Origin of the sequence: Phenylobacterium sp. Root1290 (assembly GCF_001425305.1) — a bacterium.
In the GTDB taxonomy this organism is placed as follows: Bacteria; Pseudomonadota; Alphaproteobacteria; order Caulobacterales; family Caulobacteraceae; genus Phenylobacterium.
On the sequence record NZ_LMEE01000001.1, the window covers coordinates 116836 to 129809 of the forward strand.

The 12974-nt window shown below is 67.7% G+C and carries 10 protein-coding genes; 3 read left to right on the forward strand and 7 right to left on the reverse strand.

Annotated elements, in window-relative coordinates:
- Positions 1-10: 10 nt before the first annotated feature.
- The 3 genes from ASC79_RS00585 to ASC79_RS00595 all read right to left on the reverse strand — a co-directional run bounded on the left by ASC79_RS00585 (position 11) and on the right by ASC79_RS00595 (position 2033).
- The gene (locus tag ASC79_RS00585; protein WP_056018219.1) at positions 11-526 is read right to left on the reverse strand and encodes a DUF2271 domain-containing protein; all 516 of its coding nucleotides are present in this window, start codon (positions 524-526) and stop codon (positions 11-13) included.
- A gap of 11 nt (positions 527-537) precedes the next feature.
- Entirely contained in the window at positions 538-1215 is a 678-nt protein-coding gene (locus tag ASC79_RS00590) for a PepSY-associated TM helix domain-containing protein (RefSeq protein WP_235528693.1), read from the reverse strand.
- Between the two features lie 101 nt (positions 1216-1316).
- A complete protein-coding gene (locus tag ASC79_RS00595) occupies positions 1317-2033 on the reverse strand; it encodes an NUDIX domain-containing protein (protein ID WP_056018221.1) in 717 nt (238 codons plus the stop codon).
- A 111-nt stretch (positions 2034-2144) separates the two neighbouring features.
- On the opposite strand from ASC79_RS00595, the gene ASC79_RS00600 reads away from it, so the two are divergent.
- The 3 genes from ASC79_RS00600 to ASC79_RS00610 all read left to right on the forward strand — a co-directional run bounded on the left by ASC79_RS00600 (position 2145) and on the right by ASC79_RS00610 (position 6075).
- Positions 2145-2831 carry a phosphatase PAP2 family protein gene (locus tag ASC79_RS00600; RefSeq protein WP_056018223.1) on the forward strand — a complete coding sequence of 229 codons (687 nt, stop codon included), beginning with the start codon at positions 2145-2147 and terminating at the stop codon, positions 2829-2831.
- 118 nt (positions 2832-2949) lie between these two features.
- Positions 2950-4923, forward strand: a complete 1974-nt coding sequence (ybaL, locus tag ASC79_RS00605; protein ID WP_082531879.1) for a YbaL family putative K(+) efflux transporter — start codon at positions 2950-2952, stop codon at positions 4921-4923.
- Positions 4924-5169: 246 nt separating this feature from the next.
- Positions 5170-6075 carry a type II toxin-antitoxin system prevent-host-death family antitoxin gene (locus tag ASC79_RS00610; RefSeq protein ID WP_056018225.1) on the forward strand — a complete coding sequence of 302 codons (906 nt, stop codon included), beginning with the start codon at positions 5170-5172 and terminating at the stop codon, positions 6073-6075.
- On the opposite strand, the gene rnr is transcribed toward ASC79_RS00610, so the two are convergent.
- The 4 genes from rnr to plsY form a co-directional block, all read right to left on the reverse strand.
- Positions 6072-8378 (reverse strand): ribonuclease R, encoded by a 2307-nt coding sequence (gene rnr / locus ASC79_RS00615; protein WP_056018227.1) that lies wholly within the window; start codon positions 8376-8378, stop codon positions 6072-6074. The two genes, ASC79_RS00610 and rnr, sit on opposite strands and share 4 nt — an antisense overlap.
- A gap of 54 nt (positions 8379-8432) precedes the next feature.
- Positions 8433-11093 carry a type I DNA topoisomerase gene (gene topA / locus ASC79_RS00620; protein ID WP_056018231.1) on the reverse strand — a complete coding sequence of 887 codons (2661 nt, stop codon included), beginning with the start codon at positions 11091-11093 and terminating at the stop codon, positions 8433-8435.
- An 88-nt stretch (positions 11094-11181) separates the two neighbouring features.
- On the reverse strand, positions 11182-12279 hold the full coding sequence (gene dprA, locus ASC79_RS00625) for a DNA-processing protein DprA (RefSeq protein WP_056018232.1): 1098 nt from the start codon (positions 12277-12279) through the stop codon (positions 11182-11184).
- Complete coding sequence (gene plsY, locus ASC79_RS00630; RefSeq protein WP_056018234.1) at positions 12276-12914, reverse strand: glycerol-3-phosphate 1-O-acyltransferase PlsY; 639 nt, start codon at positions 12912-12914, stop codon at positions 12276-12278. Before plsY ends, dprA begins: the two co-directional genes overlap by 4 nt.
- Between the last annotated feature and the right edge of the window lie 60 nt (positions 12915-12974).

Here is a 12974-nt window from a genome sequence, read left to right on the forward strand (position 1 = left end):
CTTCTATCCTCTACGGCTTGACGGTGACGCTGATGGCGCCGAGTTCGCTGGCCCCCTTGGCGGAGGACGTGGCGCGAGCCTTGGGCGGCCATTGGAACGGAGCCCGCAGCACTTCGACGCCGCCGACCTCACGGGCCGCTTCGACGACGATGTTGTACTGGCCGGCCGGCAGGGTCCCCAGCGGTGCGGCGCCGCCCTTGAACACGACTTGATGCTTGCCGGGCGCACGGGTCGCGGCGCTGATCCCGTCGGCGGGAAGGGTCATGTCGCGGCCGGCGCGGCGCCACCACTGGCGCATGTCCTTGAGCCACTTCTGGCCTTCCTGGTTCTTCAGCTTGACGTCGTACCAGACGGCCAGGGTCTTCACCGCGGTCTTGTCAGGATTCTCGATCCAGACCGCGACGTACGGGCGATGGTACTCGGCCACGTTCAGGCGCGGGATTTCCAGGCTGAGCTCGAGATCCGCCGCGAGCGCGGGGCCCGCCATCAGGCCCGTGAAGGCTGCGGTGTAGATCGGCAGGCGCATGTCGTCTCCGGTCAGTGAATGAAGATGAGGGCGAGGATCAGCGGAATGGCAAGGCCCAGCCCGACGAGAGGCCAGGTGATCTTGCGGGCCTTGGAGTGCAGTTGCAGCAGCACCAGGCCGGTGATGCAGAACACCACGCAGCCAAGGGCGAAGATGTCGATGAACAGGCTCCAGGCCGCACCGGTGTTACGGCCCTTGTGGAGATCGTTGAGGTAGGCGACCGGGCCGCGGCTGGTGTTCTCGTGTACGACCGCGCCGGTGCCGGCGTCGAAGGTCACCCAGCCGTCGCCGCCGGGGCGCGGCAGGGAGACATAGGCTTCTTCATCCGACCACTCGATGGCCGCGGCTTTTGGAGCCTTGACGCCCATGTCCTTGGCCAGCCAGGCGCGGATGGGGTCGGGCAGGGCGCCTTGCTCGGCCTGGGCGGCCTTGGCGACGCTCAGCAGTTCGGGCGGAAGCTGACCCTCGACCTCGACCGTATTCGGTTTGGCCTCGATGGCGCCGGCGTGGTTGAGGGTGATGCCTGTGATCGCAAAGAGCAGCATGCCTATCAGGCAGACGGCGGCGCTGATCCAGTGCCACTTGACCATCTGACGCATCAGGGCGGCACGGCGCTGGGCCTTACGCTTGGCCTTGGCCTTTTCCTCGTCGATGGCCGCCTTGGCGTCCACGAGCTCCGAAGCCGACAAGATTTGTTTCCTCGCAAGTGCTGGTAGCGGGTCGCACTAACAAGGCCAGGAACTCAACGCAAGCTAGTTGAGAACAATTCTCATTTGAAATGTTCGGATGCTTAGAGGTGGCTCACTCGCGTCGCGCCGACTCCGAAGCGCATGAACGGACGCGGGCGATCTGGGTCCTCCAGCCGCTGGATGGCCTCGCCGATCACCGTACGAGTGACGGCAGGCAAGGGCAGGGCGATGGCTTCGTCGAAGTCGACCCAGGCGATTTCTTCCAGTTCCCCGCAGTCGGGGCGGCGCTCCAGGCTGATCAGCCGCTCGGCGTCGGCCATCAGGAACCAGGTGTCGAAGCGCTTGGCCAGCATCGGCGGCGTCACGGCGCGCGCGACGATCTCAAGGGCCTCCAGGTCCGCCGCGGCGCCTTCGGCTGCGAATTCGCGCCAGGGCCCGGCCACTGGACGGGCCGGCGCCTGCTTGGCCAGAAGCAGGCCTGCTTCTTCGTAGGTCTCGCGGATGGCGGTGAGCGCCAGGGCGCGGCCGCGGTTCATCGGGATGTGCGCCTCGAACCGCGCAGCGACGTCGGGCTTGAGGTCGGTCGCGAAGGGCGCGCGAAAGTCGCTGCGGTCGATTCGGCCGCCCGGGAAGACCCAGAGGTTCGGCATGAAGTCGTGGCCGCTGTGGCGCTTGCCCATCAGCACCTGCGGCTTGCTGCGGTCGCGCCGCACGATGAGCAGGGTCGCAGCGTTGCGCGGCTTCACGGCGCGGGCGCCGGGGGCCCGCATGCGGCCGCCTTCGGGCGGGCGGTTGGTCGGAACGACGGTGGTGGTCATGAAACAACTGTATGACTCGATCTGAGTCCTGGGAACGGCGACGTAGCGTCAACTTCGGATCGCGCGGCGGACCGGCGTGTTCACACAGTCGAGCTCGAACGAAGGTTACGCATGATCGACCGTCTGAAATCCCTTTTCGGAAAGCTGGAGACGCGGACCCTGGTCCTGCTGTTGGCCCTGGTCGGCGCGCCGTGGCTTTTTCTTTCGGTGGCGGACGAAGTATCCGAGGGCGAGACCGAGGCCCTCGATCAGAGCCTGCTCCTGGCGATGCGCACGCCGGGCCGGCCCGCCGATCCGGTGGGGCCTGGCTGGCTGGAGGAGGCGGTCCGCGACGTCACCGCGCTTGGCGGGTTCACGGTGCTGACTCTGCTGACCATCGTGGCGACGCTGCTGCTCGTCTTCCACCAACGCCGGCGAGAGGCGCTGATCTTCGCGGGGACGGTGATCGCCGCGCAGATCTCCAGCGAGCTGCTCAAAGGCCTCTATGAGCGCGAGCGCCCGTCGTTGGTGGCGCACGGCAGCTATGTCTACTCGCACAGTTTTCCATCGGGGCACTCGGCGATGGCCGCGGCGGTGTTCCTGACCCTGGCCACGGTGGTGGCGAGCGTCGAGCCGCGTCGGCGCACCAAGGCCCTGATCTATGGGCTCGCGATCATCGCCGTGCTCGGGGTCGGGGTCAGCCGGGTCTATCTGGGCGTGCATTGGCCGACCGACGTGTTGGGCGGCTGGGTGCTGGGCGCCAGCTGGGCTCTGGCGGCCTGGTTGCTCCTGGCGCTGTCCGGACCCCGCAAAATCTGACGTGGAAGCCTGCGATGACGCTGATGTGTCCGACCGGAGTGATCATTTCTGGTTGATCTGAAGGCCCGGCGTCGCAATTTCCACGGTGGGAACCCCTGACAACTCTCCACGGAGGCACATGCCCCATCATACGCCGCTGATCGCCACCATCGTTGCGGGCCTTGTGGCCGCCTTTGTCCTCGGTGCGCTCGCCCAGCGCCTGAGGCTTTCACCATTGGTGGGTTATCTGCTGGCGGGGGTGATCGTCGGGCCGTTCACGCCGGGCTACGTGGCCGATCAGAAGATCGCCAACGAGCTGGCGGAGATCGGCGTCATCCTGCTGATGTTCGGGGTGGGGTTGCACTTCTCGCTCAAGGATTTGCTGGCGGTGCGCAAGATCGCCGTGCCTGGCGCCCTGGCGCAGATGGGTGTGGCGACGATCCTCGGCATCGGGCTCTCGGCCTTGCTCGGATGGCCGCTGATGGCAGGTCTGGTCTTCGGATTGGCGCTATCGGTCGCTTCGACGGTGGTGCTGCTACGCGCGCTGCAGGAGCGGCGTCTCGTGCAGACAGAGCGAGGCAAGATCGCGGTCGGCTGGCTGATCGTCGAGGATCTGGCGATGGTCCTGGCGCTGGTCCTGCTGCCGGCTCTGGCGGGCGCGATGAAGGCTGGCGAAGGGGCCGCCGATCCGCTGACGGCCTGGGGCGTGCCGCTGGGAATCACCCTGCTGAAGGTCGGCGGCTTCGTCGCCTTCATGCTGATCGTTGCGCGCCGGGCTGTGCCTTGGCTGCTGCACTACGTCGCCCATACCGGATCTCGGGAGCTGTTCCGGCTGGCGGTGTTCGCCATCGCCTTGGGCATCGCCTTCGGCGCGGCCATGCTGTTCGGGGTCTCCTTCGCCCTGGGCGCCTTCTTCGCGGGCATGATCCTGGCGGAATCCGAGCTTAGCCACCGCGCGGCCGAGGAGACGCTGCCTCTGCGCGACGCCTTCGCAGTGCTGTTCTTCGTCTCGGTGGGGATGCTGTTCAATCCCTTTGTCGTGCTGGCTAACCCGCTCACCGTCCTGGCCGTCCTCGCCATTGTGATCATCGGCAAGTCGTTGGCCGCCTACGCCATCCTCAAGCTGTTCAAGCGTTCGGACACGACGGCGATCACCGTCGCCGCCAGCCTGGCCCAGATCGGCGAATTCTCGTTTATTCTCGCTGGATTGGGGGTCGACCTTGAGATCCTGCCGCGGGAAGGGCGCGACCTCATTCTGGCGGGCGCAATCTTCTCGATCATGCTCAACCCGTTGATTTTCGCCTTCGCCACCCGCGCGCCGAAGGCAGCGCCGGCCGAGCCGACCGCGCCCGCACCGGTCGCGCCCGAGCCGGAGCCCGCCAACGATCTGGCGCCTACCGCGCTTAGCGGCCACGTAGTGGTCGTCGGTTACGGCCGCGTTGGCCAGGCGGTCACTGCAGGCCTCAAGGCGCATACCACGCCCTTCGTGCTGGTGGAGGCCGAGCCGGAGTTCGCGGCCAAGGCGGCCGAGCAGGGCTATGAGGTCATCATCGGCTCGGCCGTCGAAACCCGCGTGCTGGAGGCGGCCGGCGTGCCGCGGGCGGCGCGCATGTATGTCGCGGTCGCCGATGGCTTCGAATGCGGCGGCGTGGTCGACCATGCCCGCAAGGCGAACGCCAGCCTGGAGATCATTGCGCGGGCCCATTCAGACGCGGAGGCCGCCCACCTGTTCGCCCACGGCGCCGACCGGGTCGTCATGGGCGAGGCGGAGATCGCCCGCGGCATGCTCGAGGACCTGACCATTCCAGCACAAGCTCCCGAGCCGGCCGGCGAGGTCGTCGAGTTCGTGCCGAGCGCTCCGCGCCTGTTGATCCTCGATGACGCGGAACGCGCTGTGCTGGCCGCAGTGCGCACCTTCGACATCTGGCCCGGCGAAGCGATTTCCTGGGCCGCGGTGCACGAAGCCGCCGTCCTGCGTGGCTACAATCCCGAACGCCTGGACCATGCATTCGAGACCCTGCGCGCCAAGGACTGCCTACGCGATCTGGATCAGGACCGAATAACCCTGACCAAGCAGGGGTTCCTGGCGGCGCTGCAGCCAGCGGCGGCCTAGGAACGCTCGGATCCGAATTCAGGGGCGTCGGCGCCAGCACCGGCGGGACATCGCGCTGGTCAGACGTCCGATGCTCGGGTCGCAACGAATCGCGCCGTGTTCGGTGATCAAGATCGATGATGCGAAATTCTCATAGCATTATGAAAAATAAGGAACTTTGCCTGCGACCCTAGAGCGCAGTGTCAAGTAGCATTCAGTAAACAACCTTCACCGCACGGTTGGCTGTTTGACCGAGGAGATTCCTGCGTGCTGACACGCTTTGAGAAGCCGGGCGCGAAGACCACGGCGGCGGAGATCAGTCGCAATTTCGGACATTGGCAGGACCGGGCCATGCAGGAGCCGGTTCTCGTCACCCACCATGGACGCCCGCGCCTCGTCCTGCTCTCGGCGGAGGAGTTCGTCAGGCTGAGCGAGAACGCCGCCGAGCAGCCGGCCGAGGCGGCGGAGGATTTCATCGATCTGGCCCGCGCGAGCTTCCTCGCCAACATGTTCGAGGGATTCATGGTCTTCGACCGTGATCTGAAAGTTCGCTTCCTCAACCAAGTGGCCGTCTCGAGCGCAGGCCACTTGCCCCAGGAGTTGGTTGGCAGGCTGATCGACGACCCAGAATTCGGGGAGCAAGGGAAGCTGTTGGCCGATCGCCTGCGCCGCGTGTTGCGCACCGGAGAAGCGCTGCAGTTCGAGTCCCGCGGGTTCTTCAATCAGCACCGGTTCTACGAGAGCAAGGCGTTCCCGCTTGGCGATGGCGTCGGCCTGACTTTCTGCCAGCTCACCGAGCTATTCGACCTGCGCCAGGACCTCGCGGCAAAACGCGCCCGGGAGCAGGCGGTCGAAGGACTGGATCTGATCGGGCAGCTGGTGGTGAACCCGATGGGGTTCGTTCAGCAAGCCAATGCCGCCTTCTGTCGCCTCATCGGGGCGCAGGAGTCCGAGGTGCTCGGCGCCAGGATGGGAGACCTCGTTGCGCCGGCGTCTCGTCAGACCTTCGAGAAGGATATGAGCGCCTTGCTTCAGGGAGCCGCCGAGACCCATGCGGGGCAGGTGGAACTCATGATCTGCGGCCAGCCGGGCGCTGTGCGCCTGTCGGCCGTACGCCAGCGCCACAATGATGTCTGCACCGGCCTGGTGATCGCCTGTATGGCGTCCGCCTAGCGCCGCTTGCCGCGCTTGGGCGGCGCCTTGCCTGCGCCGCCGCCGCGCTTGGGGCCGGTGAAGGGCGTGCGCGCCCGCACGCCCAGCCGCGGCCGCGGTGCAGTCGGATCGACCGGCAGGGGATCGCTGATCATCTCGAAGAGCAGCCCGCCGGTGATGGGGGTGGCTTCCTTCAACTCGACCTGGACCCGCATGCCCAGCGGCCAGCGGCGGCCGGTGCGCTCGCCGACCAGGGCATGCGCCTTGTCGTCGTGCACGAAGAACTCGCCGCCCAGGGTGGAGACCGGCACGAGGCCGTCGGCGCCGGTTTCATCAAGCCGGATGAACAGGCCAAAGCGCGTGACGCCGGTGATCCGCCCGGAGAACTCCGCGCCCACGCGGTCGGCCAGGAATGCGGCGACATAGCGGTCGGTGGCGTCCCGCTCGGCGGCCATTGAGCGACGCTCAGTGCCGGTGATCCGCTCGGCGGTGTCCTTCATTTGCGCGATGTCGCGGTCGGTGAGGCCGTCGTCGCCCAGTCCCAGCGCCCGGATCAGCGCCCGGTGCACGACCAGGTCGGCATAGCGGCGGATCGGCGAGGTGAAGTGTGCATAGCGGTCGAGGTTCAGGCCGAAGTGGCCGATGTTCTCGGTCGAGTAGATCGCCTGCATCTGGGTGCGCAGCACCACTTCGTTGACGATCTCAGCGTGCGGCCCCTCGCGGGTCTCGCCCAGCAGCTTGTTGAACCGGTCGGTGCGCGGCGCTTCGCCCTTGTTCCAGGCGATGCCGATGGTCTGCAGGAACTCGGCCAGCGACTGGACCTTTTCCTGGCTCGGCGCATCGTGGATCCGGTAGATCAGCGGGCTCTTCTTCTGCTCCAGGGTTTCGGCGGCGCAGACATTGGCCTGGACCATCATCTCCTCGATCAGCTTGTGCGCCTCAAGCGAGGCGCGCGGCGTGATCGAAGTGACCTCGCCCTCGGCGTTGAGGACGATCTTCCGCTCCTGGCTCTCGATGGCCAGCGGCGAGCGCGCCCTGCGGCCCTTCAGCATGGTCTCGTAGGCGGCCCACAGCGGCTTCAGGATCGGCTGCAGCAGGGGATTGGTCTGATCGTCCGGGAACCCGTCGACGGCGCGCTGGGCCTGTTCGTACGAGAGCTTGGCGGCCGAGCGCATCAGCCCGCGAACGAACTTGTGCGAGCGCTTACGCCCATCGGCCCCGAACACCATGCGCACCGCCACGCAGGCGCGGTTCTCGCCCTGGCGTAGCGAGCAGAGTCCGGCTGAGAGCCGCTCGGGCAGCATCGGCTCGACGCGGTCGGGGAAATAGGTCGAGTTGCCCTTGTCGCGGGCCTCACGGTCCAGGGCCGAATCCGAGCGTACGTACGCCGCCACGTCGGCGATTGCGACCCAGACGATCCAGCCGCCCTCGTTCTTGGGATCGGTGTCGGGCTCGGCGTAGACCGCGTCGTCATGATCGCGCGCGTCCGGCGGGTCGATGGTCACAAGCGGCACGGCGCGAAGATCTTCGCGGCCCTTCAGGGTCGCTTCCTGCGCTGCTTCGGCCTCGGCCTCGGCGTCCTGCGAGAAGCCGGTCGGGATGCCGTGGCTGTGAATGGCGATCAGCGACGCCGCCCGCGGCTGGTCTTCGCGCCCCACGACCTCGAGCACCTTGCCGCGCTTGGGGCCATAGCGGGCCTCCACCGTGACCTGGGCCAGGACGAGGTCGCCGTCGTGCAGGTTGGCGGCCTCGGCAGGGACCAGGGTCAGGCTTTCCTTGGAGCGGCGGTCGACAGGCTCGACCCGCACTTGCTTGTTGGCCTTGCGGATGACGCCGAGGATGCGGTGGGCGCTTTGGCCGAGGCGCTTGATGACGCGGGCCTCGAGCTCGCCGTTCTCCAGCGTCTCGAACCGCACCAGCAGTCGGTCGCCCAGGCCGGGCGCGCTTCCGATTGCGCCTGCGCGATCGGGCGCCAGCCGCACCAGCGGCGCATCTTCGCCCTTGGTCAGCTTGACCAGCAGGTCGCCGTCCGGGTCGCGTTCGACCACGTCGACAACGCCGACAGGGGGGAGGGCGCCGGCCTCGGAAAAGCCCTTGCGGCCGCGCTTGCCCAGCGCGCCCTCAGCTTCCAATTGCTTGACCATGTCGCGGAGCGCGCGGCGATCGCCGCCCTTCAGGCCAAAGGCCTTGGCCATGTCGGCCTTGTCGGTCTCGCCCGCCTCACGGATGAACTTGAGCAAGGTCTCGCGATCCGGCAACCCCTGGGGCGGCCGGACGGACTTGGTGTTGAAGCGAGCGGTCTTCGGAATGCGGGCTTTAGCCATTCCGCCTTGTAACGCAGGAATCAGCGAGCGGTGGCGGCGATTTGCTCCCCGCCGTCACTCGTCGTCCCAAGGCGCCGGGCCGTCGGCGGGCGCAGGTTCCGCTTCGGCCTTGGTCGCCTTCTTGGCTGCGGGCTTCTTGGCGGCAGGCTTTTTCGCAGCCGCCTTCTTGGCGGGAGCCTTTTCAGCCTTGGGCTTGGCCGCGGCCTTGCCCTTCTTCTTACCGCCGCCCTTGGCTTCGCGTTCGGCCAGCAGCGCGACCGCTTCTTCCAGGGTTATGTCCTGCGGATCCTTGCCCTTGGGAACGTTGGCGTTGGTGGCGCCGTGCTTGATGTACGGGCCATAGCGGCCGGCCAGCACCTTCACCGCCGCGCCGTCGGCGGGGTGAGCGCCCAGATCCTTCAGCGCCGCGGACTCGCCGCGTCCCGGACGGCCGCCGCCGGCCCGCTTTTCGGCCAGCAATGCGACCGCGCGGTTGATCCCGACGTCGAACACCTCGTCCACGTTCGGCAGGTTCGCATAGGTGCCGTTGTGCAGGACGAAGGGGCCGAACCGGCCGATGCCGGCCGTGATCATGCCGCCGTCTTCCGGGTGCGCGCCGACCTCGCGGGGCAGGCGCAGCAGTCGCAGCGCTTTTTCCAGGTCGATCGCAGCCGCCGACCAGCCCTTGGGCAGGCTGGAGCGCTTGGGCTTGTCGGCTTCGCCAAGCTGGACGTAGGGGCCGAACCGACCCGTCTTGAGGAACACGGTTTCGCCGCTGACCGGGTCGACGCCCAGCTCGCGGTCGCCGCTCTCCTGGGCCGCCTCGTCGTCCGACTGGGCCAGCTGGCGGGTGAAGCGGCACTCCGGATAGTTCGAGCAGCCGATGAAGGCGCCGAACTTGCCAGTCTTCAACGACAGTCGGCCGGTGCCGCAGGTCGGGCAGCCGCGCGGGTCCGAGCCGTCTTCCTTGGCCGGGAAGATGTGCGGCCCCAGGGCTTCGTTCAGGGCGTCGAGGACGTTGGTTACGCGCAGCTCGGCGATCTCGCCGACGGCGGCGTGGAAGTCCTGCCAGAATTCCCGCAGCAGCGCCTTCCAGTCCATCTCGCCGGCCGAGACCAGGTCGAGCTTTTCTTCCAGGGCGGCGGTGAAGTCGTATTCGACATAGCGCGCGAAGAACTGCTCGAGGAACGCGGTGACCAGGCGGCCCTTGTCCTCCGGCACGAACCGGTTCTTGTCCATTCGGACGTATTCGCGGTCGCGCAGCACGGTCAGCACCGAGGCGTAGGTGGACGGCCGGCCGATGCCCAGTTCTTCCATCTTCTTGACCAGGCTGGCTTCCGAGTAGCGCGGGGGCGGCTCGGTGAAGTGCTGGTCGGACCGCGCGGCGATCACGCGAGCCGAGGCGCCTTCGTTGACCTGGGGCAGACGGCCGCCTTCCTCGTCGTCAGCGTCGTCGCGGCCTTCTTCGTAGACCGCTAGATAGCCGTCGAAGAGCACGACCTGGCCGGTGGCGCGCAGGCCGGTCTTGCCGTCGGCGCTCTCCAGCTCGATGGTCGTGCGCTCGATGCGCGCCGACTCCATCTGCGAGGCGATCATTCGCTTCCAGATCAGCTCGTAGAGCCGGCCCAGGTCGCTCTCCAGCCGCAGCGAGCCAGGATTGCGGGCCAGGCTGGTCGGACGGATGGCTTCGTGAGCCTCCTGGGCGTTCTTGGCCTTGGTCTTGTAGATACGGGCGGTCTCGGGAACGTATTCCTTGCCGTAGACGCCGCCAATCACCACACGCGCTTCATCCAGCGCTTCGGGTGCAGCCTGCACGCCGTCGGTCCGCATGTAGGTGATGAGACCGACAGTCTCGCCGCCAATGTCGATGCCTTCATACAGCTTCTGCGCCGCCTGCATGGTGCGCTGGGCCGAGAAGCCGAGCTTGCGGGAGGCTTCCTGCTGCAGGGTCGAGGTGGTGAACGGCGGGGGCGGAGAGCGCCGGCCCGGCTTCTTCTCGACGCCGGCCACGGTGAAGGTCGCGGCCTCGACCGCAGCCTTGGCGGCCAGGGCGCTGGTCTCGTTGCCGAGGTCGAACTTGGAGAGCCGCTTGCCCTCGTGCTTGACCATGCGGGCCAGGAACGGCTCGGCGCCGGCCGAGACGTCGGCTTCGACGGTCCAGTACTCCTGGGTCTTGAAGCGTTCGATCTCGAGCTCGCGGTCGACGACCAGGCGCAGCGCCACCGATTGCACACGGCCGGCCGAGCGTGAGCCCGGCAGCTTGCGCCAGAGCACCGGCGAAAGGGTGAAGCCGACCAGATAGTCCAGCGCGCGGCGGGCCAGGTAGGCCTCGACCAGCTCCATGTCGATGGCGCGGGGCGACTTCATCGCCTCGGTCACCGCCGACTTGGTGATGGCGTTGAACACCACCCGCTCGACCTTCTTGTCCTTCAGCACCTTCTTCTTCTGGAGGACCTCCAGAACGTGCCAAGAGATCGCCTCGCCCTCACGGTCGGGGTCGGTGGCCAGGATGATGCGGTCGGACTTCTTGGCGGCCTCGGCGATGTCGCTCAGGCGCTTGGCGGCCTTGGCGTCGACGTCCCAGGACATGGCGAAGTCCTCGTCGGGCCTCACCGACCCATCCTTGGCGGGAAGGTCGCGGACGTGGCCGTACGAGGCCAGGACCGTATAGTCCGAGCCCAGGTACTTGTTGATGGTCTTGGCCTTAGCCGGACTCTCGACGACGAGGAGGTTCATGGTCGCTCTATATGGGGCGTCTTGGGCGGAACGCCCGAAATTCAAGGGCGCGAAAGGTGAGGGCGGCGCCTAGGCGCTGTCAATGGCCTCATCCGAGGCCGGCGACAAGGCCGCCTGAAAGCAATTCCGCGCGGCCCGCGAGGGCCAGCTCGGTCAATACAGCAAGCACGACCGCGGTTGGCGCCCCGGCCGCACGCACCAGTTCGTCGCGCGAGACCGGCGTCGGGGACAGCAGGGCCGCCACGCGTTCGCGCACCGCATCGACCTGCGCATCCTCGACCGGCGGCGGGCCGAAGGTGCGTTCGGGCTCGCGGAAGCCGCCCAGACCCTCCAGCGCCCGCAGCACGTCTTCAGCGCCTTCGCAGATGGCCGCGCCCTGCCGGATGAGGTCGTTGGTCCCGCGGGCGCGTGGATCCAGCGGCGAACCGGGCACGGCTAGGACCTCGCGGCCCTGCTCGGCCGCCAGCCGTGCGGTGATCAGGGAACCGGAGCGCAGCTCGGCCTCGACGACGACGACCGCTCGCGAGAGCCCCGAGATGATCCGGTTGCGGCGTGGGAAATCCTTGGCCGTCGCGGTGCGGCCCGGCGCGTTCTCGGAAACCACGCAGCCTTCGGCCACGATGCGCTCGTAGAGACCGCGATGTTCGTGCGGATAGATGTCGTCGACGCCGCCGCCCAGCACGGCGATGGTCCCGGTCGCCAGCGCGCCTTCATGGGCCGCGCCGTCGACGCCGCGCGCCATGCCCGAGGCGACCACCTGACCTGCGGCGCCAAGCTCGACGGCCAGGCCCCTGGCGAACCGCTGTCCCCCGGCCGAGGCGACCCGCGCGCCCACGATGGCCACGACAGACTGGTTCAGCAGCCTGCTGTCGCCGCGGACCCAGATCACCGGTGGCGGCGGATCGAGAGCGGCTAGGGCCGCAGGGAAGTCGGGGTCGCAATTGGCGACAAGCCGTGCCCCGAGCGCCTGGCCCGCCTCGAGTTCGCGAAGCACCTCGTCCACCGGCGGCGCGCCAAGCGGGGAGACGCGTCCGCCCCGACGCGCCAGATCGGGCAGGGCGGCGAGCGCCAGCGACGCTTCGCCAAAACGGGCGATCAGCTGGGCGAAAGTGACGGGCCCGACGTTCTCAGTCCGCGCCAGCCGCAGCCAGTCGCGCCGGCCGGCGTCGGTGAGCTTGCGGATCACGCGGCGTCTTTTTTCTTACCGATCTTCGGCTCCTGGCCCTTCAACAGCCGGCCGATATTGTCCTTGTGCCGGATGTAGATCAGCACGCCCATGAACAACGCCATCACTGCGATCGGGTAGGGCCGATCCAGCAGGAAGACGAAGATCGGTGCGAGCGCGGCCGCGGTCAGCGCCGCCAGCGACGACATGCGGAACAGGAAGGCCATGACGATCCAGGTCGCGCCCGCGGCGATGCCGACCGGCCAGGCGGCGGCCAGCAGCGTGCCGAAGAAGGTGGCGACGCCCTTGCCGCCCTTGAACTTCAGCCAGACGGGGAAGAGGTGGCCCAGGAAGGCCGCGCCGCCGGCCAGCGCGGTCAAGGTCGCCTGAGCCTGGCCCCCCGCGTCGCGCGTCAGCAGCCAGGCGATCAAAACCGCCACCGCGCCCTTGCCGCCGTCACCGAGCAGGGTGATCGCCGCCAAATCCTTGCGGCCGGTCCGCAGCACATTGGTCGCGCCGATGTTGCCTGAGCCGATGGAGCGTACGTCGCCCGCGCCGCCCAGGCGTGTCGCGATAACTCCGAACGGAATGGAGCCCAGCAGATAGCCGCCGACGACGGCCGCGGCGATCAGCACGAGACTGAGTGAATCAGGCATGGACGTTTCCTCTTGTCGGGCCAGTCCTAACTACGCCCAATCGCGTCGTCACCCGCGCAG

Coding starts and splice junctions, on each gene's coding strand:
- rnr (WP_056018227.1), bottom strand. CDS start 8,378: ATGGCTAAAGCCCGCATTCCGAAGACCGCTCGCTTCAACACCAAGTCC.
- ASC79_RS00600 (WP_056018223.1), top strand. CDS start 2,145: ATGATCGACCGTCTGAAATCCCTTTTCGGAAAGCTGGAGACGCGGACC.
- ASC79_RS00595 (WP_056018221.1), bottom strand. CDS start 2,033: ATGACCACCACCGTCGTTCCGACCAACCGCCCGCCCGAAGGCGGCCGC.
- ybaL (WP_082531879.1), top strand. CDS start 2,950: ATGCCCCATCATACGCCGCTGATCGCCACCATCGTTGCGGGCCTTGTG.
- ASC79_RS00585 (WP_056018219.1), bottom strand. CDS start 526: ATGCGCCTGCCGATCTACACCGCAGCCTTCACGGGCCTGATGGCGGGC.
- topA (WP_056018231.1), bottom strand. CDS start 11,093: ATGAACCTCCTCGTCGTCGAGAGTCCGGCTAAGGCCAAGACCATCAAC.
- plsY (WP_056018234.1), bottom strand. CDS start 12,914: ATGCCTGATTCACTCAGTCTCGTGCTGATCGCCGCGGCCGTCGTCGGC.